The organism is Brevundimonas vesicularis, assembly GCF_032067225.1.
GTDB lineage: Bacteria > Pseudomonadota > Alphaproteobacteria > Caulobacterales > Caulobacteraceae > Brevundimonas > Brevundimonas vesicularis_F.
On sequence record NZ_DAMBJX010000022.1, the window covers coordinates 26,262 to 48,522 of the forward strand.

The window sequence follows — 22,261 nt, forward strand, 5'->3', positions numbered from 1 at the left end:
TCGCAGGTCCGGTCAAAACGCAAGACAGCCTATTCCGGCTTGCGGAAACGCAGGGTCATCCGATCGCTCTCGCCGATGGCGTCGAAGGCGGCGCGTTCCTCGGGCGTCAGGGTGCGGCCCGACGGGTCGTTGCGCGCAGCCGACTGGCGGATCGGCGGCAGGGTCCAGACCCCGAACGGGTGATCGTGGTCGTCCTTGGGATTGGCGTTCAGCTCGCTGCGCGCCTCCAGCACGAAGCCGGCGTTGCGCGCCTCATGGATTACATAGCTCTCGGGCACATAGCCGGTGGAGGCGACGTCAGCGACATTCAGACCCTCCGCGCTGCGGTGCTGTTCGACGGCCAGCACGCCGCCGGGCTTCAAGGCCTTGAAGAAGGCCTGCAGATACGGCTGGGTCCGGCCGTCGCGCGACCAGTTGTGGAAGGCGCGGGCCACCAGGATGAAGTCGGCGGTTCCATCCGCCACGCCCATGCTTTCCAGCGGGCGATTGACCGGCACATAACGCCCGCCGGTCGCCGCCGCATAGGGTTCGAGGATGTGCCGCCACCAGCTGGCGCCGCCCGGCTCGATCTCCACCACCGTCATGCCCGGCGTCAGACCCCAGAAGGTCAGGGATTCATACGGATGACGATAGACGTCGCGCGCCCGGTCGGCGGCGGGCCGGGTCTCGGCCGCGATGGCGGTCTGCAAGGCCGTGTCGTCGGAGAAGGTCGGCATGGCGCTGGACAGGGCCGAACGCGGCGGCGTCCACGCGCCCTGGGTCTGGGGCGACTGTTGGGCCAGGGCGGGGGCGGCGGACAGCAGGACGGCGGCGAGGCCGTAGACGGCAAGGCGCATGATCGAGGGCTCCAGGTTCAGGTCGTTCTCCATAGGCAGACGGGCCGCCCGCGCAAATGAACTTCACGAGACACAGGCGGATTTGACGCAAGCAAAATCGTGCGGGCGGCGCCCTTGACGCCGTTTCGCCGGTTCCCATCTTTGCTTCCGAGGACGCCGATTTCGGGTTCTCCAGACTGACGGCGCCGGTTTCGGGTCGTCGATCTGATCCCCTACCGCCCGGGCCAAAACGCCGGGCGGCTCAACCTTGCTGATCCTCAGGAGGATGCTGATGCGTACCTATGATTTCACCCCGCTGTACCGCTCGGCCGTCGGCTTCGACCGTCTGGCCAATCTGCTGGAAAACGCCTCGCGCGCGACCAGCCAGGATACGGGTTATCCCCCCTACAACATCGAGACCACGGGCGAGAACGCCTATCGCATCGAGATCGCCGTCGCCGGCTTCAGCCCCGACGAGCTGAACATCGAGGTGAAGGAAAACCTGCTCACCGTGACCGGCCGCAAGACCGCCAACGACGATACGGCGACGCAGAAGACCTATCTGCATCGCGGCCTGGCCGAGCGCGATTTCGAGCGCCGGTTCCAGCTGGCCGACTATGTCGTCGTCAACGACGCCAATCTGGTCAACGGTCTGCTGTCGATCTCGCTGAAGCGCGAACTGCCCGAGGCGCTGAAGCCCCGCCGTGTCGAGATCGGCGCCAGCCAGCCGCTGATCGAAGGCCAGGCCGAGAAGAAGGCTGAAGCGGCCTAAGCCGTTTCACGGCGAACTATGAAAGGGCGGCGTTCGCGCCGCCCTTTTTTTATGTCGCCAAGTGCGAAAAGGCGGCGACGACCTGTTCATAGGCCGGGCGTTTGAACGGCACGATCAGGTCACAGGCGTCCGACAGCGGCCCCCAGCGCCAGGCGTCGAACTCGACCTCGTCGTCGGCCGCCAGATCGATCTCGGCCTCGTTGCCGGTGAAGCGGAAGGCGAACCACTGCTGCTTCTGACCCTTGAAACCGCGCCAGGCCTTGGCGTTGTTCATGGCTTCGGGCGGGAAGTCGTACAGGATCCAGTCGTCCGTCCGCGCCAGCAGTTCGATCGAGGTGACGCCGGTCTCCTCATGCAGTTCGCGGCGGGCGGCCGCTTCCAGATCCTCTCCGGCATCGACGCCGCCTTGCGGGAACTGCCAGTTATGCGGGCCGGGCGTGGCGTGGCGCTGGCCGTACCAGACCAGGCCCTCGCGGTTGAACAGCACGACCCCGACATTGGGCCGATAGGCGTCGAGATCGGACACTAGCGCCCCGGCCGCATCGACATGGACGAGGCCGGCGCCAGTTGCAGGCCGCGCTGTTCCAGGCCGGCGGTCCAGCGGGCGGCGGCCTCGACCGTCACCGGATAGCTGAAGCCGGCCCCCAGGGCCGAACCGCGTAGCTTGGCCTGGGCCTCCAGACCATTCAGGGCGGCGACGATGGCGGCGGGCGACTGGGTCCGGTCGATGACGCGATCCGCGCTGGCCCGCGCCCAGGCGCCCGGCCGACGCTGGAACGAGCCGTCGTCCAGGAAGGCGACGCCGCGCTGGCGCAGGACGCTCAGGAAGGCGTTCATACCCGTGTCCGAGCCGGCGAACCGGTCGCCCAGATAATTGGTCACGCCGAAATAGCCGGTGGCGCGGCTCAGCAGCCAGTCCATCTTGGCGGTCACGTCGTCGGCGCCGCCGTCGGCCAGCAGCGTATAGGGGCCGGGGTCATTGTCGGGATAGCCGGTCGGCTCCATCGGCATTTCCAGCATGACCTCATGACCCTGCGCGCGCGCCTGGTCGATCCAGCCCTGCAGATTGTCGGCATAGGGCACGAAGCTGAGCGTGACCTCTGGCGGCAGGCGTTCGATGGCCGCCCGCGTCGTCACCGCATTCAGCCCCAGGCCGCCGACGATCAGCGACACACGCGGCTTGCCGTTCGGTCGGAACGGGCGAGCATAGGCCTGGGCCGGCACGCGGCCGTCGGGCGCGATCATCGGCAGGGGGCCGTTCGATCCGGGCTGCGACAAGCCGGCGATGGGGGCCTTGGCCAACGGAGAGGCGGCGTGGACCGGCGCCGTGATGGGCGCGCCCTGACCCGAGACGCTGCCGCCGTCCGGCAGGGTGATGACGGCGTCGCCGCCCGCGGTCGGATCGGCGCCGCCCGCGAGATTCTGATACAGCCCCATCGCGCCCATGGAGAAGGCTTCGAAGCCCGTCGGGGCCGGCGCTTGCGCTGCGGGCGCGTCACGTTCCAGCGCGACATGGGCCGAGGGCGTCCCCGCCTTGGGATCGCCAAGAACCGTTAGGAACAGGGCGCTGGTGCTGAGCAGCAGCAAGCCTGCCAGACCCGCGGCGACCGGCGGCTTCTTCAGGGCGTCGACGACAGGTTTCAGGCTCGGGCCGTCCTTGGCGCGCGGGGCGGTCCCGGCGGTGGCGGCGAGTGCGGATTGGCGTTTGGCGAACATGGGCAAGAGTGGAACCGATCTGGAATCCTACGCCCGCATCATCGCGCGCCGTCGGTTAAGAAACCCTAACGGGCGGTTCACCATGATCGACGCGGTGATTTCTGGGAGCGGCTGTCACGGATCGTGCGTTGACGCGGGCGACTTCGCCCTTCCAGATGCCGACCTCCCCGCGCCGACCCCAAGCCGTCCTAGGATATTTGAGATGATGAGCCCCGCCGCCGACGACGCCCTGCGTGACGAGGTCCGACTGCTCGGCGGCATTCTGGGCGACATCATCCGCGACGAGGGCGGTCAGGCCCTGTTCGACCATGTCGAGGCCGTGCGTCAGGCGTCCATCGCCTACCATCGCGACCCGGCCTCGCACCCCGCCAAGCGTCTTGAGAAGCTGCTGACCGCCATGTCGGTGGATCAGGCGGCCGGCTTGGCGCACGGCTTTGCCCTATTTTCTCTGCTGGCCAATATCGCCGAGGACCGCTCGACCCGCCGCCGCGCCCAGAGCCAGGCCGAGGCCGGCGCCCGGCCCGATACGCCCGAAGGCGCGCTGAAGCGCCTGGCCGATCAGGGGGTGGACCGCGAGGCCGTGCGCGCCCTGCTGGATCAGTCGCTGATCTCGCCAGTCCTGACCGCCCACCCGTCCGAGGTCCGGCGCAAGAGCGTCATCGACCGCATCGCCGCCATCACCGACCTGCTGGACGCATGCGACAAGGCCGGCGACGCCTGCACCCTGAACGCCATCGCCGAACCGCTACGCCGCCAGATCGTCATCCTGTGGGCCACGCGTCTGGTCCGCACCCAGGGGCTGGTGGTGCAGGACGAAATCGACACCGTGGTCTCCTTCCTGGACCGCATCTTCCTGCACGTCGCGCCCAAGCAGTTGTCGGCCTGGCGCCGGCTGCTGGACGCGCCCGAGTTGCAGCCCTTCATGCGCGTCGGCACCTGGGTCGGCGGCGACCGCGACGGCAATCCGAACGTGGACGCCACTGTGATGGCCGCCGCCTTCCGCACCCAGGCGCGGGCCGTGCTGACCTTCTATCTGGACGAGGTGCACGCCTTGGGCGCCGAACTCAGCCTCGCCGCCGAACTGGCGCAGGTGTCGCCCGAGCTTCAGGCTCTGGCCGACGCCGCCCACGACCCCTCGCCCCACCGCGCGGACGAGCCCTATCGCCGCGCCCTGACCGGCGTCTATGCCCGCCTCGCCGCCACGCACGAGAAGCTGGGCGACGCCCCCCCGCCCCGTCGCCCCGCGGTCAAGGCCGAACCCTATCCGGGGCCCGACGCCTTTGAAGCCGATCTGAAGACGCTTCACGACAGCCTGGTGTCGCACCACGGCGGCGTCTTCGCCGACGACCGGCTCAGCGATCTGATCACGGCGGTCGAGGTGTTCGGCTTCCATATGGCGACACTGGACATGCGCCAGAACGCCGACGTCCACGAACGCGTCGTCGCCGACCTGCTGAATGTCGCGGGCGTCCAGTCCGACTATCTGGCGCTGGACGAGGAAGGTCGCCTGAAGGTGCTGGCCGCCGAACTGGCCTCGTCGCGCCTGCTGTTCAGCCCGTATGCCGACTATGAGCCGGAAACGCTGAAGGAACGCGCCATCCTTCAAGCCGCCGCGACAGCGCTCGCCGCCTTCGGCCCGCAGGCCATCCGCACTCATATCGTGTCCAAGACCGACGCGGCTTCCGACCTGCTGGAAGTCTATCTGCTGCTCAAGGAGGTCGGTCTCTACCGACCCGAGGACCCCGCCGCTTGTCCCATCCAGGCCGCGCCTCTGTTCGAGACCATCGAAGACCTTCGCGCCGCGCGCCCCACCCTGGAGCGGCTGTTGCAGGAGCCGTCGGCCCTCGCCGTCGCCAAGGCGCGAGGCGTGCAGGAGGTGATGATCGGCTATTCGGATTCGAACAAGGACGGCTCCTACCTGACCTCGGGCTGGGAGTTGCACGAGGCTTCGCGCGCCTTGGTCGAGGTGACGCAGAAGCACGGGCTGAAGCTGCAACTGTTCCATGGGCGCGGCGGCACGGTCGGGCGCGGCGGCGGTTCGTCCTTCGCCGGCGTCCTGGCCCAGCCCGAAGGCACGGTCCAGGGCCGCATCCGCACCACCGAACAGGGCGAGGTGATCGCCAACAAATACGGCGAGCCGGAGATCGCGCTTCGCAATCTGGACGCCCTGACTTGCGGCGCCATGCTGGCCTCACTGGGCAAGGGGACGGATCACGCCTTCACCGCCGAACACGGCGCGACCCTGTCGGACCTGTCGGCCCGGTCGATGGCCGCCTATCGCAAGCTGGTCTATGAAACCGACGGCTTCGTCGACTACTACCGCGCCGCCACCCCCATCGCCGAGATCGCCGATTTGAAGATCGGCTCGCGCCCGTCGTCGCGCACCGCCTCGACGCGGATCGAGGATTTGCGGGCCATTCCCTGGGTGTTCAGCTGGTCGCAGAGCCGGGTCATGCTGCCCGGCTGGTTCGGCTTCGGCTCGGCGGTGCAGGGTAAGGACATGGGCGAGCTGAAGGCGATGGCCGAGGCCTGGCCCTTCTTCAAGACGCTGGTCCAGAACATGGAGATGGTCATGGCCAAGTCCGACATGACCATCGCCCGCCGGTACGCCACCCTGGTCCCCGATGCGTCGCTGGCGTCGCGCATCTATGGCGAAATCCGCGAGGAATGGCAGCGCACTCATGACGCCATCCTGGCCATCACCGGCCATGACGCCCTGCTGGGCGGCCAGCCCGAGCTGGACCGGCTGATTCGGCTGCGCATGCCCTATGTCGAGCCGCTGAACCACGTCCAGATCGAACTGATCCGCCGCCGCCGCGCAGGCGACGACGACCCCCGCGTCCGCGAGGGCATCCTTCTGGCCATCAACGGCGTGGCGGCAGGCTTGCGAAACAGCGGCTGACTAAAGCCACTTCGTCCGCTTGAAGGTCACATACAGCGCCGCGCAGATGGCTGCGATCACGCCCAGGACCGCATAATATCCGTATTCCCAGCGCAGCTCGGGCATGTGTTCGAAGTTCATGCCGTAGATGCCGGCGATGGCGGTCGGCACGGCCAGGATGGCGGCCCAGGCGGCCAGCTTGCGCGTGATCAGGCCCTGACGTTGCTGTTCCAGCAGGTTGGCCACTTCGAACACCGACGACAGGATGTCGTTCAATCCCCCCAGCCGGCTGTTCACCCGCCGCACATGGTCCCCCACGTCGCGGAAATAGGGCCGCACGTCCGGATCGATACAGGGCAGGTCCAGCGACTGAAGCCGTCCCAGCACCTCCTCCATCGGCCCCAGGATGCGCCGGAACTTCAGCAACTCGCGGCGCAGGGTGAACAGCCGGCGGATCTCCAGGCGTGACAGAAAAGCGTCCAGCGTCCGCTGCTCCATCTCCAGAACGCTGTCCTCGACATCGTCGACGATGGGAGCATAGGCGTCGACGATGAAATCCAGAATGCCGTGCAGGACGAAGTCGGGACCCTTCTTGAGCTGCAGGGGCGAGGCTTCCAGCTGTGTGCGCAAATGGTTGTGAGCGCGGGCCGAGCCGTGACGGATGCTGACCACATGGTCGTCACCGACGAAGACGTGCGTTTCGCCATAGGCCAGCCGGTCATCGATCTTCATCGCCGTGCGCGCCACCACGAACAGTTCGCGGCCATAGACTTCGACCTTGGGCATCTGGTGCGCCGCCAGGGCGTCCTCGACCGCCAGCGGATGCAGCTTGAACCGTTCCACCAGGACGTCGATCTCGGCGTCCGTCGGATCGTACAGCCCCACCCAGACGAACTCGCCCGGCTCCAGCGCCAACCCCTCGGGCGTCAACGGCGCCTCTCGCACGCGCTGGCCGTCACGATAGACGTAGGAGGCGACGACGGTCATGCGGGGTTCCGGGATATGCGCGGGTCTCGACCTGCTCTAGGCCAGGTTTTCGCCAAACGAAACGGCCGGCGGATCCCTCCACCGGCCGTTCGCTTATTCAGTCACCAATCAGGCTCAAGTCGCCCGAAAGGCGATAGCCTCCAAGATCAGGAGACCGGGAAGCCCCGGACCTTCAGCAGGGCCGCCACGTCCGGGTCGCGACCGCGGAAGGCGCGATAGGCTTCGGCGCGATCGGTGGTGTTGCCGGGGGCCAGCATGATCGACTTGAAGCGGCCGGCGATGTCCGGATTGAACACGTCGCCCGACTCTTCGAAATAGGCCCAGGTGTCGGCGTCCATCGTCTCGGACCACAGATAGCTGTAGTAGCCCGCCGAATAGGCGTCCGACGTGAACAGGTGATTGAACTGCGGCAGGCGGTGCCGCATCACGATCTCCTTGGGCATGCCGATCCGCGCCAGGCTGGCCTTTTCGAACGCGTCGATGTCGGTCGGCGGCACGGCCTGGGTGTGCAGGTCCATGTCGACGATGGCCGAGGACAGATAGCTGACCGTCGCATAGCCCTGGTTGAAGGTGGCGGCGGCCTCGATCTTGTTGACCAATTCGGCCGGCATGGCCGCGCCTGTCTGATAGTGCTTCAGATAGCCGTCCAAGATCGGGCGGCTCAGCACCCAGTGCTCGTGCACCTGCGACGGATATTCGACGAAGTCGCGCGGCGTGTTGCCGTACGACGGATAGGTCACCACCGACGACAGATAGTGCAAGGCGTGGCCGAACTCGTGGAACAGGGTCTCGGCGTCGTCCAGCGAGATCAGGACGGGCTCGCCTGGCTCCGGCTTGGTGAAGTTGTTGTTGTTCGAGGCCAGGATGACCTTGGAGCCGTCGAGCTGCGAGAACGACCGATAGGTGGTCATCCAAGCGCCCGAACGCTTGCCCGGACGGGCGTAGTCGTCGGTGTAGTACAAACCGATCAGTCGGCCGTCCCGGCTCTTGTCATAGACCTCGTAGGCCTCGACGTCGGGCTCGAAGGTCGGCACCGATCCCTTGGGCAGCTTCTTGAACTGGAAGCCGTACAGGCGTTCGGCCATGGCGAAGGAGCCGGCGCGGACCGCGTTCAGCTCGAAGTAGGGCTTCAGCTGGTTCTGATCCAGGTCGTATTTGGCCTTACGCACCTTCTCGGCGAAGTAGAGGTAGTCCCACGGCTCGATGTCGAAGCCGGCGATCGCCTTCATGTCGGCGACTTCCTCGGCGACGCGGGCCTTGGCCGGCGCCCAGACGCGGTCCATCAGGGCCTGAGCATTGGCCGGGGTCTTGGCCATCGTGTCCTGCATGCGCAGTTCAGCGTGGTTGCGATAGCCCAAGAGCTTGGCGCGCTGGTCGCGCAGCTTCACGATCTCGGCGATGGTCGAGTTGGTGTCGTTGGCGTCGCCGTTGTCGCCGCGATTGACGAACTTCTTCCAGACCTGCTCGCGCAGGGCCCGGTCGTCGGCGAAGGTAAGGAAGGGATCGACCGCCGAACGCGTGTTCAGGATCGCCCAGCCTTGCAGATTGCGGCTGCGCGCGGCGCTGGCGGCGGCGGCCTTGTTGGAGTCCGGCAGGCCTCGCACGCCGGACTCGTTGGGGATCAGCGTCCAGGAATTCTCATCGGCGACGACCTTTTGGCCGAAGCGGGTGAAAGCGTTGGACAGGGCGGTGTTGATCCGGCCTAGTTCGGCCTTGCCGGCCGCGTCCAGATTGGCGCCCGAACGGATGAAGGCGTCGCGGCGACGCTCGGCCAGACGCTTCTGCTGAGCGCTGAGGCCCGCCGCGTCGGCGGTGTCGGCGACGGTCTTGACCCGTTGGAACAGTTTCTCGTTGAAGGTGATCTCGTCCGAAGCAGCCGACAGCAGCGGCGACAGCTCGGTGTCGACCGCGTCGTAGGCTTCGCCGCCGATGTTGGAGGTCATCACGCCATAGACGTTGGACGCCCGGTCCAGCGGCTCGCCGGCCAGCTCCAGCGCCGCCATGGTGTTGGCGAACGTCGGGGCCTCGGGGTTGTTGGCGATGGCGGCGATGTCGGCGCGCTGCAGTTCGATGCCTTCCAGCATGGCTTCGCGCAGCTTGGCGGGCGTCACCTTGTCGAAGGGCGGAACGCCATCATACTTCCCGGTCCAGGCCTGCAGCAGCTCGGCGCGCGGCGTCTGGCTGGGCAGCACGGCGCGGGCGATGCGCGCTTCCTCGGCGACGCTGGCGGCGGACGGCGCCGCAGCAGAACCGCCCGAGGTCGCGCCTGTGGAAGCGCAGGCCGACAGGGCCATCAGGCTGCCGCCCGCGATGAGAAGCTGGCGTCTATGCATGGAATGCTCCGAAACAAGATCATGGTTGCGATACACTTAGGCGCACGGATCGCCCCCGTCACCTGACGCGGGCATAAACTTGTCGCCAATCCGGTTGGATACGTCGTCGCACTGTTCTAAAGCCGGGCCATGGCTATTGGCGTTTTCGACTCCGGCGTGGGCGGTCTGACCGTCCACCGCGAACTGACCCGACGCTTCCCCCAGCGGGACTTCGTCTATCTGGCCGATCAGGCCCACGCCCCCTATGGCGGGCGCGGCGGCGAAGACATCGTCGAACTGACGAAAACCGGCTGCGAGCGTCTGTTCGAGGCCGGCGCCTCCGTCGTCGTCCTGGCCTGCAACACCGCCAGCGCCATTGCGCTTCGCCGTCTGCAACAGACTTGGCTGCCGGGTCTGCGCGAGCGTCTTGGCCGCCCGGTCAATATCCTCGGCATCATCGTCCCGACCATCGAGGCGGCGACCGGCAAGCCCTGGAGCTTCGAGGCCGAGCGCCCGCAGGAAGGCGAAAAGGTCGCCTCCATCGACATCACCGGCGTCTTCTGCACCGCCGCCACGGCCATCAGCCGCGTCTATGAGATCGAGATCGACAAGCGGCGCGAGGACATCGCCGTCTTTTCCGAGCCCTGCCCCGGCCTGGCGGGTCTGATCGAGCTGGGTGCGCCGCCGGAGGAGCTGAAGGTGGTGATCGACGACCACGTCGATGCGCTGCGTCGTCGCATCGGCCGCCACCCGGACAAGGCCATCCTGGGCTGCACCCACTATGAGATCGTCGCCGAACTGTTCGCCCAGGCTCTGCCTGCCGGCACCGTTCTGATCGAACAGCCGACGGCGGTGGCGGATGCGCTGGAGCGCTATTTCAAGGCGCACCCGGAATACGATCTGGGCGACAGCGGGCGCCGCGACTTCCTGACCACCGGCCAGGCCGGGCCGCAGTCGGAACTGGTGTCGCAGTTCTGGGGCGCGCCGGTGACGTTCGAACAGGCCTAAGGGCTCAGCAGCCCGGGCAATCCGGCAGAGGCTCTGTCTCCAGCTGCAATGTCGTATGGCCGATGGCGTAGCGCTTCGCCACCGCCTGGGCCTCGCAGATCAGGGCCGCCGTGTCGGCGCGGTCGTGGACCAGGTGGGCGGTCAGGGCCGTCTCGGTCGTCGACAATCCCCAGACGTGCAGATCATGCACGGCTCGCACGCCCGGCAGGCCGACCAGCGCCTGTTCCAGAGCCGGCACGTCCACGCCCGTCGGGGCGCCGTCCATGGCCAGATTGACCGAGTCCTTCAGCAGGCCCCAAGTCGACCACAGGATCACGACGACGATCGCCAGGCTGACCAGCGGATCGACGACCGACCAGCCGGTCATCATGATCAGCCCGCCCGCCAGCACCACGCCCAGCGACACGCCTGCGTCGGCCATCATGTGCAGATAGGCGCCGCGCGCATTCAGATCGTGCTGCGACTTCATGAACAGCAGCGCGGTGCCCAGGTTGATGACGAAGCCGATGCCGGCGACCGCCATGATGACGCCCGAGCCGACCGGCGCCGGCTCGTTGAATCGCCGCACGGCCTCGAAGGCGATGGCCCCGCAGGCGAAGATCAGCAGCAACGCATTGCCCAGCGCCGCCAGCACCGTCGCCTTGCCGAACCCATAGGTCCGCCGACCGCCCGCCGCTCCATGCGCGCCGCGTCGCGCCAGCCAGGCCGCGCCGCCCGCCATAGCCAGGCCCAGCACGTCCGACAGATTATGCCCGGCGTCGGCCAGCAGGGCGGTCGAATCCGCGATCAGCCCCGCGCCAAACTCGCACGCCACGAACAGCAGATTGACCACCAAGCCAACGGCATAGCGCCAGTCGCCCGTGTCCACTGGGCCGTGGCTATGACCGCCGTGGCCGTGGCTGTGTCCGTGGTGGCTGTGAGAATGCCCATGGCCGTGATCCGCATGATCTTGGTCATGCCGGTGGCTGGGGCTGTGGTCGTGCGCGGCGTTCATGGCTCGCCTATACGCCCTCTGGCGAAACAGCCAAGCCGCTACATGATAACGCATTGAATGTTATCATGTAATATCGCGTCAGTGTTGGTGCATGGCGACAACGAGGCCAAGACCGATCAGGGCCACGCCCAGTACCGCCCCCTCATACCGCGCCCATCGCTCCAGCCGCAGAATCGAGGCGCCGGCGCTGGCCAGGGCCGTGAAGACCGCCATGCCGGCGATGGTCCCCGCCGCGAACACCACCGTCAGCAGCGCCAAGGCCCCAAGGCCCGCCGAGGCCGACGACAGATAGATGGGCAGCAGCACTTCGCCCGGCGAAACCGCCATCATGGCGACCAGACCCAGGAAGGCGGCCTTGTCCGACACGGCCGGCTCGGGCGTCTCGACCGCAGGACCACCGGCCATGGCCGGCCGCTTCAGGGTCGCGCGCGCCAGATAGAAGGCGCCGAACAGAAACAGCAGCACCGCCGCCAGGTGGGGCAGCACGCCCTCGATCCACTGATCCAGCGCCAGACCCGCCGCCACGATCAGACCACCGACCACCGCCGTTGTGGCGATATGGGCCAGGCCGGCCGCCGTCACCGCCATCAGGATCCGCGACGGTCGCCAGCCTTGCGCCCGCCCCACCAAGGTGAAGGGCAGCCAGTGGGTCGGCAGGGCCGCATGCAGAAAGGCCGCAACGAAGCCGCCGCCCAGCAGGGAAAGCATGACGGACTGTTCGGGACCGGGGGACATGACCGGCCCTATAGCGTGTTACTTTATAACGGTCGAGAAGAATCGGCGATCAAAGCCAATCGGCGAACGGCTCGCGGTCCAGCATCTCTTCATACGTCGGACGTGGCCGGATCACGGCCCACTGATCGCCATCCACCAGCACCTCGGGAATCAGGGGCCGGCTGTTGTATTCGCTGGACATCACCGCGCCGTAAGCCCCCGCGCCGGTGAAGACGATCAGGTCCTCGGCCTCCAGCGGCGGCAGCGTGCGGTCACGCGCGAAGGTGTCGCCCGTCTCGCACACCGGCCCGACCACGTCATAGGCCGTCTCCCCGCCCCCGCGCGGATTGACCGGCTGGATGTCGTGAAAGGCGTCGTACAGCGCAGGCCGCATCAGGTCGTTCATCGCCGCGTCCAGCACCAGAAAGCGCCGTCCGTCCGAGCGTTCGTTGACCTGTATCACCTGGCTGAGCAGCACGCCGGCGTTGGCGGCCAGCAGCCGGCCCGGCTCGAACGCCGCCTCAACGTCCAGCCCGTTCAGAACCCGCGCGGCCATGGCGACATACTCGGCCGGCGACGGCGGCTCGGTCCCACCGGAATACGGCACGCCCAGCCCGCCCCCCAGATCCAGCCGAGTCACGGCATGACCCTGCGCCCGCAGCTTACGCGTCATGTCCGCCAAGACCTCGAAGGCGGCCTTCAGCGGCTTAAGGTCAGTGATCTGGCTGCCGATATGGCAGGCCAGCCCCACCGGCGTGACATGGGGCGAGGCCGAGGCGCGGGCATAGAGGTCCATCGCCTCCTCGACCGGCACGCCGAACTTGTCGCCCTTGCCGCCCGTGGTGATCTTGGCGTGACCGCCCGCGCCCACGTTCGGATTCACCCGGACGGCGATGGCCGGCGACGCATCCATCATGGCTGCAACGGCGATCAGCCGATCCAGCTCGGCGCCGGATTCGATATTGATCTGACGCACGCCGACGCTGATGGCGAAGGCCATTTCCACATCGGTCTTGCCAACGCCGGAGAAGATGATCCGGTCGGACGGCACACCGGCGGCCAAGGCGCGGCGGATTTCGCCCTCGGAGACGGTGTCCGCGCCGGACCCCAGTTTCGCCAGGGTCGCCAACACCGAAAGGTTGGAGTTGGCCTTAACCGCAAAGGCGATCAGGGCCTCGCCCAAAGCGTCCCGATGCGCATCGGCGGCGGCGCGCAGCAGGCCGTAATGCCGCTTCAGGGTCGCGGTCGAATAGACATAAGCCGGCGTGCCGACCTCGTCCGCGATCAGCTCCAGCGGCACGCCCTCAGCATGGAGGGCGCCGTCCTTCAGGTCGAAATGGTGCAACTTACCGCGGGTCGTTCTGGGCGGCGCCGGCGCCGATCGGGTTGGACGGGCCACCGTCGATCGGCACGCTGCTGGACGGACGGTTCATGGTCGCCGGCTCGGGCAGCCCCGGCGCGCGACTGCTGCGCGGCGCACGCTCGGTCTCGCGCACCGGCGATTCCAGATCGGCCATCCGGCCGCACGCGGAGGTCAGAAGGGCGAGCGCGCCCGCGAGGATCAGAGATTTTTTCACAGGCGGGCTCTCCAGTCGGCGATGCGCGCACGGACCTGTTCCGGCGCGGTTCCCCCATAGCTTTGGCGGCTTTGGCACGAAGCCTCGGCGGTCAGCACCTTGTAAACCGCTTCGGTGATCCCCGGCTCCAGTTTCTGCATTTCTTCCAGCGGCAGTTGCGACAGATCCACGCCCAGCGTCTCTGCCTGTTTGACCGCCGCCCCCGTCACATGGTGCGCCTTCCGGAACGGCAGGTTCAGTTCGCGCACCAGCCAGTCGGCCAGGTCCGTCGCAGTCGAAAAGCCCGCGCCCGCCGCCTGGGCCATTCGTTCGGTGTTGGGTTGCAGGGCCGACACCATCGCCGTCATCGCGACCAAGGCCAGATCCAGGGCGTCGAAGGCCTCAAACACCGGGGGCTTGTCCTCCTGCATATCCTTGGAATAGGCCAGCGGCAGGCCCTTCATCACCGTGGACAGGGCGACCAGAGACCCCATGATCCGGCCCGTCTTGGCCCGCACCAGTTCGGCGGCATCCGGATTGCGCTTCTGCGGCATGATCGACGAGCCGGTGGTCAGGTCGTCGGGCAGGCTGGCGAAGCCGAACATCGGCGTCATCCAGACCACAATCTCCTCGGCCAAGCGCGACAGATGCCCCGCGGTGATCGAGGCGGCGGCCAAACTCTCCAGCGCAAAATCTCGGTCCGATACGGCGTCCAGCGAGTTCGCCATCGGCCGGTCGAAACCGAGATCCGCAGCCGTCGCCTGACGATCGATGGGGAAGGGCGAACCAGCCAGGGCCGCCGCCCCTAGCGGGCTTTCATTCATCCGAGCGCGGGCGTCGGCGAAACGCCCCGCGTCACGGCCGAACATCTCGACATAAGCCATCAGATGGTGGCCCAGGGTCACGGGCTGAGCGGTCTGCAAATGGGTGAAGCCGGGCATCAGGTCGCCGGCATGCTGTTCGGCTCGCGTGAGCAGGACGGCCTGCAACGCCTTCAACTGGGCGACCGAGCGATCGCAGGCGTCGCGCACCCACAGGCGGAAATCGACGGCAACCTGATCATTGCGGCTGCGCGCCGTGTGCAGCCGGCCCGACGGCTCGCCGATCAGTTCATTGAGGCGCGCCTCCACATTCATGTGGATGTCCTCGAACTGGTCGCGGAACGGGAAGGTCCCGGCCTCGATCTCGGACTGGATGACCTCCAGCCCGCCCAGGATCGCGTCCGCATCGGCCTGCGCGATGATGCCCTGCTTGGCCAGCATGCGGCAGTGGGCCCGCGATCCGGCCAGATCCTGACGCCACAGGCGCTGGTCCACGCCGATGGAGACGTTGATCGCCTGCATGATCTCGGCGGGGCGCGACGAAAAGCGTCCGCCCCACATGTCTTGACCCGCGGGCTTCACCGGCGCAGTCGAACCGCCGGATGGATTGGCGTCGGAAGAAGGTGTTTCGGTCATGAGCGGCTCAAGAAAGGCGATCTGGGCGGTCGTCGGCGCGGTCGTCGTCGTCAGCACCATCGCCGGCGCCGGCGGCATGGCGATGTCGCTATACGCCAATCATCGCCAGAAGGCGCAAGTCGAACAGACCACAACCGCCGCCGAGGCGCCGAAAAGCGATCTGGCGCGCTTCGCGGTCGGATCCCTGGCCGCGTTGTCGACCCCGGCCGAGTCGAAACCGGCGCCCGAATACGCGTTCCGCGATCGCACGGGCACAGCCGTCCGTTTCTCGGCTTTTCAGGGCAAGGTCGTGGTCGTGAACCTGTGGGCGATGTGGTGCGCGCCCTGCAAGGCGGAAATGCCCACGCTCCAGGCGCTGGCGAAAGCCTATGAGGCGAACGAGGATCTGGTCGTCCTGCCGATCAACGTGGACGCCACACCCGAAGCCGCAGCCGAGGCGAAACGCTTCTTGGCCGGCCACGCGCCCCTGCCCTTCTACAGCGACGCCAAATTCCAGCTGCCGTTCGAGTTTCCCGGCAAGGGCGCCATGCCGCAGACCATTGTCCTAGATCGTCAAGGCCGCGTTCGCGCCGTGATGAAAGGCGAGGCGGACTGGTCCAGCCAAGACGCCCGCGCCCTGATCGATGCGATCCTGGCGGAAGGCGGCGCGCCGCCTCTCGCCTGATCGTCTTTAGTTAGTGTTCGCCGGAACGCGCTGGTCGGTCGCGGGATTGATCGCGCCAGGCTTGCCCTCGGCCGCCGCCTCGGCCTGTTCGGTTTCCAGCTTGTCAGCGACCTTGCCAGCCCCGCTCTCGACCGCCTGCGCCGCCTTCATCGCGCCGCCCTCGATCACTTCGCCGGCCTGAGACGCGACATCGGCCGTCTTGTCGGCCGCAGCCTCGGCATGCGCCTGCGTCTTTTCCTGCTCGGCCTGGGTGCAGGCGGCCGCGCCCAGCGTCATTGCGGCGACGGCCGCCATCAGGGCTTTGGTTCGGATCGTCACGACGAAACTCCGGTCAAGGTTGAAAGCTCGACCGGAAAACGCAGCACAACGGCGCAGGTTGCAGTCAGGCCAGAGCAAGCGGAACCATAGAACCCGACACGGGGTTTGGCTCCGAAAGTGGAGGAGGAGACGGCAATGGACGAGTTTCGCAGAGACGACCCGAATGTGATCATTCCGATCGCCAGCACGCTCCCGCGTGTGGAGGAAACAATCATCGTCGAGCGCGAAAGCAGCACAGGCTGGTGGTTGGCCGCTCTGCTGGGCGCGATCGTAGTCGCCGTCGCACTATGGTTGTTCACCAGGCCCTCCGATCGTGATCCATCGGCAGAGCTTCGCCTGGCCCAGGCCGAAGCCGCTGCCGCCGACGCCCAAGCCACCGCGCAAAGCGCCCTCGTCAGAAACAGTGAGGCCGACGCCCGCGACAGTATCGCGCTGGCCCAGGCTCAGGCCATGGCGGCTCGGGCGGAAGCAGACAGGGCGATCCAACAAGCGCGCGCAGCACAGGCCCGAGCCGCCGAACCGGTGGTGATCGAACGCCAGACGGTGGTTCGGCCGGCCTCGAGCGGAGACGTGGTCATCGCACCGACCTCACCTCAACCTTAAGTCTTTCTGAGACAAACTCTTGGATTGCCAGAAAGGGATAGACGTGGGAGCTTGTCTGGTCCGAAAAGGAGACAGCCGTGTTCCCAGTTTCTCTGCTCTTCGCCGCTACTCTCGCCGCTCAGGCTTCTGGTCAGACGTCGCCGGCTGGCGAGGTCGCAACGCCTCAGACTGGACCAGTCGCTCAGACTACAGCGCAGGAACGGCCTCGGCGCGTCTGCGAACGGCGGGCTCTGACGGGACGCCGGCTTGAGCAGACCATCTGCTACACGCCTGAACAATATGCCGCTTTGGTCGAGGCCAAGCGCAAGGAACTTCGTGAAATCCAGAGCCGCGATGCCGTGCAGTATGACCGCTCGATCGTCGGCATCCCGCCCGGACCGCTTTGATCTGTCAGTCTTTACACCTTGGGCTGCTGGCAGCGACGCAAGACCCAAACGTTGCCGGTCGCGAGGTGACTCGACCAGAACTCCGCACCGGATAAGCGCTCAGCAGCGCGCAACTGGCTTTGTTAGAGCGATCATCCAGTGCCGGCCCGAGATAGCCAGCGAGCCTTGCTCTAAATCTGAATCAGATCGGAACAACCACTCACTGGCTTTCAGAGGACATTGGAGATGCGGTCTGTAGCATTCCTGGTTATCGGGACAACTGTGCTGTCCGCACCCGCATTTGCGCAAAACTCAGAGGCGCCAAACTACGTCGTGGTCGTCGCCTTGTCGCAGGCAGGTCAAGTCGTCGATGCTCCGTCCCTTACCATGTCTCCTGGCTCAGCCGCCTATGCGCAGGTCGATGGACGTTATCGTATCGACACACGTCTGACAGAAGGCGCAGGTCAGCGACTGACGTTGGAAACAACGATTGCTCGTCCTGAAGCTGAGCAATGGATCGTCATTGCTCGACCGATGCTCACCTTCAACGAGGGGGGACGCGCGACAGTTCTATTGCCTGGCATAGGCGGGAAACGGTCGAACTGACCATCCAACCTGCACCAAGTCCTCGAACCCTATAAGTCTTTCAAGTTCTGCCGTCGTTTAAGCGCCTTGATTGGCTTCGCGGAAGGTCGCCGACATCCACACCGTCCTGAACAAATCCGATCCAAAGCGGAGTTCAGCGGTGTCGATCGCTGACGGACTTGGACCCTGGTTCTTAGGGCTTGCAGGCCTTCCGACCACACCGAACTGCGTCGCCGTTCCAACTGTCAGTTCTGCACATGGGAGCGCCGGATCTTCGCCCCTTCGACGGCCCAGATCGTGTCGTTGCCCACGGTGACCACGTAGATCGGCAGGCGATACAACAGCGATGCAAAGACATGAGTCTCCACCGGCAACGGGGACACGATGTGGCTCACGACAAGCGCGTTCAACTGACCGTCGCGGGCAGCCTCACGTCGGTCAGAAATGATACAGGTCGCGGAAAGCTGGTCGCGCCGCAGCAGTGAACGCCCGTCCGCTGAGATGCGAAAACGGTAGTGGCCGGTAAGGATCAGGCTATTGGGATCCGTGGTGGAGGCAAGCAGCCAGACCAGCCAATCTTCGCTGTCCGGATCTTTGAGGACGACGGCATTATAACGCTGAGCACAACGCAGCTCGCCGATCTGATTTGCAGCCGTCATGCGCGCGTCGAACCGCGCGAGTTGGTCCGCGGGCAGGACAGGGTCGACAGCCGCTTCCACCGGACCTGCTCCTTCGCTGGTGACCAGCACATCCCATGCGGCGCGCCGCTGGCCATTCTCCTGGCTCAAAAAGCGGACTCGCTGGTTCTCCCCCTCATCGACTACGATCCAGCCGATCAAACCCGCGGGAAGACGGTTGCGGAAATGTCGCGTGAGCGCGTCGCTAGCGACAGCCGCAGCAGCATCCTGGCGATACAGGGCCGCTCCTATGACCTGGACCTTTTCAAGCGACCAATCTTCAACAGGCGTGGGCGGCGCATCCTCACGCGCGATTGCGGGCTGCCCTCCGAGCAGCACGACAACTGCGGCAATAACGAATTGTTTCAACAGGCTGCGCATACAGGAAGCTCCTCAAGCCGAAGGCGTACCACCTCCGCGAGAGGAAAACACCCGCTAAGCACCCGATTAAATGCTAATCGGCCCTTCGCAGACTGCGGCTCAAATATGCGCTGGACCCAGAGCGGAAACTGGACAGAAGGCCAAGGTGGATCTCGATCCGAACCTTCGCCGACCGAAGCAGACTTCAGACGTGAAGGCGCGGCGAACGTAGATCTAGGGGACCTCGCACGCTCCGGATCTCATGACGGGCCATCAAACCCGACAACACAAGTCGATCATACGCAGTGGATTGTCGGACGACATATATGTCTGGACTCGGAAGCTCAATAAAATCAATGCGAAGGCATTTCGGCGTCACCGTTTTCTGGACGTTCTCCGCCTTATGAAACTGGACTAGGCGGCCTGTTCGACAGAGAAAATTGGACTGGCTTCAGTGACTTCCATCAACCTCAGCATGCGCAGCCTCGTGGCGATATAGTCTACGGAGGTGACGACAGGTATCAGTCGATTGGCCACGGCCTCTGATCCAATCGCGTGGATCTGGGTGAGGGCGATCGATTCGAAATCGCTGTGCACGGTCGCCTCGGGCCAGATTTCACGAACATGGGCCTCATGCGCCTTGAGTAGCTCAAACCAGGCGGGCGACGACTTCTGGACCGCGCTGGCGCTGACAGTGAGCGACCGTTCTTCCAGATCCGTCGATAGATGAAGCAGCGTGAACCCTGAACCGGAACGAAGACGGGCTGCAGCGCCGACTGCATTTACCAGTCGATTTGGAGAGCCTATTTCGTTGAGGTACTGCCGGAAGGCGTTCCAGATGGTGGATGAGCATCCATCCAGCTTCGTCAAGTCCCACTGCTCTCCCATCGCTTCGATGACGCTGGCCCGATCCGCCCAGACAACCTTTTGACGCCCCTCACGACGCAGCATGGTCACATTGGCCGCTTGGAATTCCGCTGCTGCCTTCTGAGGTGAAAGATCGAACGCGCGAGCGTAGGCGGTCACTGCAGCGTATCGGGAATCGAAATGGTCCAGACTTGAGTCCACGATCCGGCGCACTCGGCCGGCGACGTCCTGCTCCGTCAGAAGCCCTGCTTCGACAAGTCCCGGAATGGCTGTCTGCGCGACGCCCAAGCGGGATGCCGCATCAGCGAAGCTGATTCCCGGCACCCGGCTCGACCGCCTCGGCTTAGGCTCTTGGGTGACCTTTGGCTTCACGTCCGCAACCGGCAATTCGATGCCCGCAAAACCGGTCTCGCCGATGCGCGTGACAGTTTGGCGGCCTTGGAGGATCGCCCACGCTACATCTGCGGGTGCCTGGTCCGACCGGCGACAGAATTCTTCGAAGCCGATGCCGGGTTGATCGACCAATACGGCTTGCCGGGCGATACGATCGAGCAGACTGCGGATTTCCGATCCGAGAAACTTGTCGGCGGCGGGGTCCGCTTCGCCCAGCCGGGTGTAGGGTGCAGTCCGACGTGGGCGAGAAGCGCCCCAAACGCGGTGCCTGACAATCCAAGGGCGGCGGCTGCATGCTTGCGGCACACAAGGTCTGCGAGAAGCTTTTCGAACGCTTCTACATGAGCTGGGGCGAACCAGTATGTTTGGGATCCCGTACGCGCAGTCGGAACAAGGCCCATCTTATGAGCAATCAGTCTGACCTTGCGGCGGGGCGGACCCGGCCGGTCGGCCAAGTCGGTCAGTGTGAGATTGGAAGCGGCTTTGGTTTCAGGGTCCAGTCGGCTGCTACGGGAGTACAGGCTGAGCTGGTCGATCGCGGCGTTGAGGCCGGACACGCACAGGTCGCCGATACCCGAAGACAGGTTCCGTTTGATAGCGGAGGCCACCCAGCCAAAGCTGCCGTCGACCGTTGTCCCTCGCCAACCATCAGTTCGGGCGGCCTGTTCCGCCTTTGCGACCAAGAAGGTGCGTACGCCATCCACGCCCTCGCGAAGACATGCAAAACCCGCAGCGGCCGCGTCATGTCGCCGAACCGCACGGCGTTCAGCCGATGATGCGGCGCATGCGATCCGATCGGTCCCCAAAAGGACGCACCCCGCGATGACGTCCGCCAGCGTAAAGGCGTCCAGGATCGCATTCGGATGAGGCTCGACCACCCCCATGCGCCCCAGCACATACCTCTCCCAATCCAAAGATCTCGGTCCACCATCAGGTGCGCCCGTCGAACAGCGGAGCGTTACGGGCTGACCCAGACTCGCCTGCCACCAGGCCATCCGCTCCCCGGCGTTGAAATCGCACAGGGGCTCTCCATGGATCGGACAGAACCCGGCGGCCGAAAGGTCGAACCAATTCCGATAGTAGTAGGTTTCCCGAAGGCAGGAGGGGCAGGCCCGCGGGTGATAGGGATTGTAATCCTTCTTACGGCTGATGAGTTCGCCGTTCATGATCACGAGCGGACCTTCGATTTTCGGGGTGAAGCGCTTGAGGTTCTCAATGCCCACCGAGGGAAAGCGCGAGCAGAACTCCAGCAGTTCCTCGCGGTCGAAGTTGCGGCCGTTGACTCCTACATAGGAGCCCAGCGTCCGCACGCTGACCTGTGCGTTAGCGACCGCGAGGCGCCGAAAATATCCGTGTGCCGGCTCGAAGGGGAAGGCCTCCCGCGGCCAGGCAGGCAACGGGAATTCAATGAGTGGCGAAGGCATGGATCTCGCCTCCCGTCTTCATGAAGAGGTTAGACGGCGTAGCCGTAGACGCGGCTTCCGCCCTGTTCTCCATAATCTTAGGTGCGTTGGCCCGACCGTCCCGGAAGGGGTTGTAGCCGTTGCCATAGGGCATCCGGGTTTCATAGGCAGCTTCGAAGTGCCGGGCCTCAAGTTGGTCGGCGTCGTCGTTGATCGCCACGCAGGCGGCGAAGTAGATCATGTCATGTAGGACGCCGATGTTGCCCTCCGACACCCAATGCAGGCTGGAGGCCATCTCCACCGAAGCGAGACCTGAGCGGCTGTTGAAGGGCAGCTTCTCGTCGAATGCGTGACAGAGTTTTCTGAACTCGATCTTGTCGTCTGCGCTTTCCCATTCGTAGGGAAGGATGCGGGTGTAGGGCAGCATGCCACGACCGACCAAACGAGGGTCGCCGGCCACTACGTCGTAGGTTTCTTGCAGACCGACGCAAAGGACATTGAACGTGCCGATGTCTACGAGTTTACGCAGCAGGTCCCGCACATAGGTCAGCAGACCGCGCTTGTCGGATTTGATGAACAACTCGGCTTCATCCAGGATCAGCAGCTCGACCTCATGAGTCCTAAAGCCACGTTCGATCGCCTTGAAGATCGCGCCGTTCGAGGCGCGGGCCGTCAGAGTGACGCCGATGGCGTCTGCGATGGCTAGAAGAATGGCGCAGGCCCCGCCTTCCGCAGGCATATCGGCCCGGACCACCGGGAAGACCATGCCGCTGCCGCCAACCGAAGCCGGGTTCTTCTTGAGATAGCGCTTGGC

Annotated in this window: 22 protein-coding genes; 7 read left to right on the top strand and 15 right to left on the bottom strand. The window is 65.5% G+C overall.

Features of this window, described 5'->3' with window-relative positions; genetic code table 11:
* Nucleotides 1-29: 29 nt before the first annotated feature.
* Nucleotides 30-836 carry a methyltransferase gene (locus RT123_RS07600; protein ID WP_284876449.1) on the bottom strand — a complete coding sequence of 269 codons (807 nt, stop codon included), beginning with the start codon at nucleotides 834-836 and terminating at the stop codon, nucleotides 30-32.
* A gap of 271 nt (nucleotides 837-1,107) precedes the next feature.
* Between RT123_RS07600 and RT123_RS07605 the strand changes: the two genes are divergently transcribed.
* The gene (locus tag RT123_RS07605; protein ID WP_313008597.1) at nucleotides 1,108-1,587 is read left to right on the top strand and encodes an Hsp20 family protein; all 480 of its coding nucleotides are present in this window, start codon (nucleotides 1,108-1,110) and stop codon (nucleotides 1,585-1,587) included.
* A 49-nt stretch (nucleotides 1,588-1,636) separates the two neighbouring features.
* On the opposite strand, the gene RT123_RS07610 is transcribed toward RT123_RS07605, so the two are convergent.
* Nucleotides 1,637-2,113, bottom strand: coding sequence for an RNA pyrophosphohydrolase (locus tag RT123_RS07610; RefSeq protein ID WP_313008598.1), 477 nt, complete (start codon nucleotides 2,111-2,113; stop codon nucleotides 1,637-1,639).
* The gene (locus RT123_RS07615; protein ID WP_313008599.1) at nucleotides 2,113-3,303 is read right to left on the bottom strand and encodes a divergent polysaccharide deacetylase family protein; all 1,191 of its coding nucleotides are present in this window, start codon (nucleotides 3,301-3,303) and stop codon (nucleotides 2,113-2,115) included. Before RT123_RS07615 ends, RT123_RS07610 begins: the two co-directional genes overlap by 1 nt.
* 202 nt (nucleotides 3,304-3,505) lie before the next feature.
* Between RT123_RS07615 and ppc the strand changes: the two genes are divergently transcribed.
* Nucleotides 3,506-6,205: a phosphoenolpyruvate carboxylase gene (ppc, locus tag RT123_RS07620; RefSeq protein WP_313008600.1), complete on the top strand. Its 2,700-nt coding sequence runs from the start codon at nucleotides 3,506-3,508 to the stop codon at nucleotides 6,203-6,205.
* Here ppc and RT123_RS07625 read toward each other — a convergent pair whose 3' ends face one another.
* The gene (locus RT123_RS07625; protein ID WP_055807418.1) at nucleotides 6,206-7,171 is read right to left on the bottom strand and encodes a magnesium and cobalt transport protein CorA; all 966 of its coding nucleotides are present in this window, start codon (nucleotides 7,169-7,171) and stop codon (nucleotides 6,206-6,208) included.
* A 146-nt stretch (nucleotides 7,172-7,317) separates the two neighbouring features.
* On the bottom strand, nucleotides 7,318-9,504 hold the full coding sequence (locus RT123_RS07630) for a M3 family metallopeptidase (RefSeq protein ID WP_313008602.1): 2,187 nt from the start codon (nucleotides 9,502-9,504) through the stop codon (nucleotides 7,318-7,320).
* Nucleotides 9,505-9,633: 129 nt separating this feature from the next.
* On the opposite strand from RT123_RS07630, the gene RT123_RS07635 reads away from it, so the two are divergent.
* Complete coding sequence (locus RT123_RS07635; RefSeq protein ID WP_271042416.1) at nucleotides 9,634-10,491, top strand: glutamate racemase; 858 nt, start codon at nucleotides 9,634-9,636, stop codon at nucleotides 10,489-10,491.
* Between the two features lie 4 nt (nucleotides 10,492-10,495).
* Here RT123_RS07635 and RT123_RS07640 read toward each other — a convergent pair whose 3' ends face one another.
* The 5 genes from RT123_RS07640 to argH all read right to left on the bottom strand — a co-directional run bounded on the left by RT123_RS07640 (nucleotide 10,496) and on the right by argH (nucleotide 15,212).
* Complete coding sequence (locus tag RT123_RS07640; RefSeq protein ID WP_313008603.1) at nucleotides 10,496-11,485, bottom strand: cation diffusion facilitator family transporter; 990 nt, start codon at nucleotides 11,483-11,485, stop codon at nucleotides 10,496-10,498.
* A 78-nt stretch (nucleotides 11,486-11,563) separates the two neighbouring features.
* Nucleotides 11,564-12,220 carry a hypothetical protein gene (locus RT123_RS07645; protein ID WP_165115018.1) on the bottom strand — a complete coding sequence of 219 codons (657 nt, stop codon included), beginning with the start codon at nucleotides 12,218-12,220 and terminating at the stop codon, nucleotides 11,564-11,566.
* A 49-nt stretch (nucleotides 12,221-12,269) separates the two neighbouring features.
* Nucleotides 12,270-13,544 (bottom strand): diaminopimelate decarboxylase, encoded by a 1,275-nt coding sequence (gene lysA / locus RT123_RS07650; RefSeq protein WP_313008604.1) that lies wholly within the window; start codon nucleotides 13,542-13,544, stop codon nucleotides 12,270-12,272.
* A 1-nt stretch (nucleotide 13,545) separates the two neighbouring features.
* Nucleotides 13,546-13,776 (bottom strand): hypothetical protein, encoded by a 231-nt coding sequence (locus RT123_RS07655; RefSeq protein ID WP_055807399.1) that lies wholly within the window; start codon nucleotides 13,774-13,776, stop codon nucleotides 13,546-13,548.
* Nucleotides 13,773-15,212 carry an argininosuccinate lyase gene (argH, locus tag RT123_RS07660; RefSeq protein ID WP_370458464.1) on the bottom strand — a complete coding sequence of 480 codons (1,440 nt, stop codon included), beginning with the start codon at nucleotides 15,210-15,212 and terminating at the stop codon, nucleotides 13,773-13,775. The genes RT123_RS07655 and argH overlap by 4 nt, the downstream gene beginning before the upstream one ends.
* Here argH and RT123_RS07665 point away from each other — a divergent pair.
* On the top strand, nucleotides 15,211-15,876 hold the full coding sequence (locus tag RT123_RS07665) for a TlpA disulfide reductase family protein (protein ID WP_165115014.1): 666 nt from the start codon (nucleotides 15,211-15,213) through the stop codon (nucleotides 15,874-15,876). The genes argH and RT123_RS07665 overlap by 2 nt on opposite strands.
* A 6-nt stretch (nucleotides 15,877-15,882) precedes the next feature.
* Here RT123_RS07665 and RT123_RS07670 read toward each other — a convergent pair whose 3' ends face one another.
* Nucleotides 15,883-16,194 (bottom strand): hypothetical protein, encoded by a 312-nt coding sequence (locus RT123_RS07670; protein ID WP_313008605.1) that lies wholly within the window; start codon nucleotides 16,192-16,194, stop codon nucleotides 15,883-15,885.
* 135 nt (nucleotides 16,195-16,329) lie between these two features.
* On the opposite strand from RT123_RS07670, the gene RT123_RS07675 reads away from it, so the two are divergent.
* From RT123_RS07675 to RT123_RS07685, 3 genes are all read left to right on the top strand, one after another.
* Complete coding sequence (locus tag RT123_RS07675) at nucleotides 16,330-16,797, top strand: hypothetical protein (protein WP_313008606.1); 468 nt, start codon at nucleotides 16,330-16,332, stop codon at nucleotides 16,795-16,797.
* A 77-nt stretch (nucleotides 16,798-16,874) separates the two neighbouring features.
* Nucleotides 16,875-17,183 (top strand): hypothetical protein, encoded by a 309-nt coding sequence (locus RT123_RS07680; protein WP_156494712.1) that lies wholly within the window; start codon nucleotides 16,875-16,877, stop codon nucleotides 17,181-17,183.
* A 225-nt stretch (nucleotides 17,184-17,408) separates the two neighbouring features.
* Complete coding sequence (locus RT123_RS07685) at nucleotides 17,409-17,768, top strand: hypothetical protein (protein ID WP_313008607.1); 360 nt, start codon at nucleotides 17,409-17,411, stop codon at nucleotides 17,766-17,768.
* A 224-nt stretch (nucleotides 17,769-17,992) separates the two neighbouring features.
* On the opposite strand, the gene RT123_RS07690 is transcribed toward RT123_RS07685, so the two are convergent.
* The 4 genes from RT123_RS07690 to RT123_RS07705 form a co-directional block, all read right to left on the bottom strand.
* Nucleotides 17,993-18,805 carry a hypothetical protein gene (locus tag RT123_RS07690; RefSeq protein WP_313008608.1) on the bottom strand — a complete coding sequence of 271 codons (813 nt, stop codon included), beginning with the start codon at nucleotides 18,803-18,805 and terminating at the stop codon, nucleotides 17,993-17,995.
* Nucleotides 18,806-19,198: 393 nt separating this feature from the next.
* Nucleotides 19,199-20,176, bottom strand: a complete 978-nt coding sequence (locus RT123_RS07695) for a hypothetical protein (RefSeq protein ID WP_313008609.1) — start codon at nucleotides 20,174-20,176, stop codon at nucleotides 19,199-19,201.
* Nucleotides 20,107-21,468 (bottom strand): TniQ family protein, encoded by a 1,362-nt coding sequence (locus tag RT123_RS07700; RefSeq protein WP_313008610.1) that lies wholly within the window; start codon nucleotides 21,466-21,468, stop codon nucleotides 20,107-20,109. The genes RT123_RS07695 and RT123_RS07700 overlap by 70 nt, the downstream gene beginning before the upstream one ends.
* A partial coding sequence (locus tag RT123_RS07705; RefSeq protein ID WP_313008611.1) for a TniB family NTP-binding protein occupies nucleotides 21,449-22,261 on the bottom strand: 813 nt, incomplete at its 5' end. The genes RT123_RS07700 and RT123_RS07705, both read right to left, overlap by 20 nt.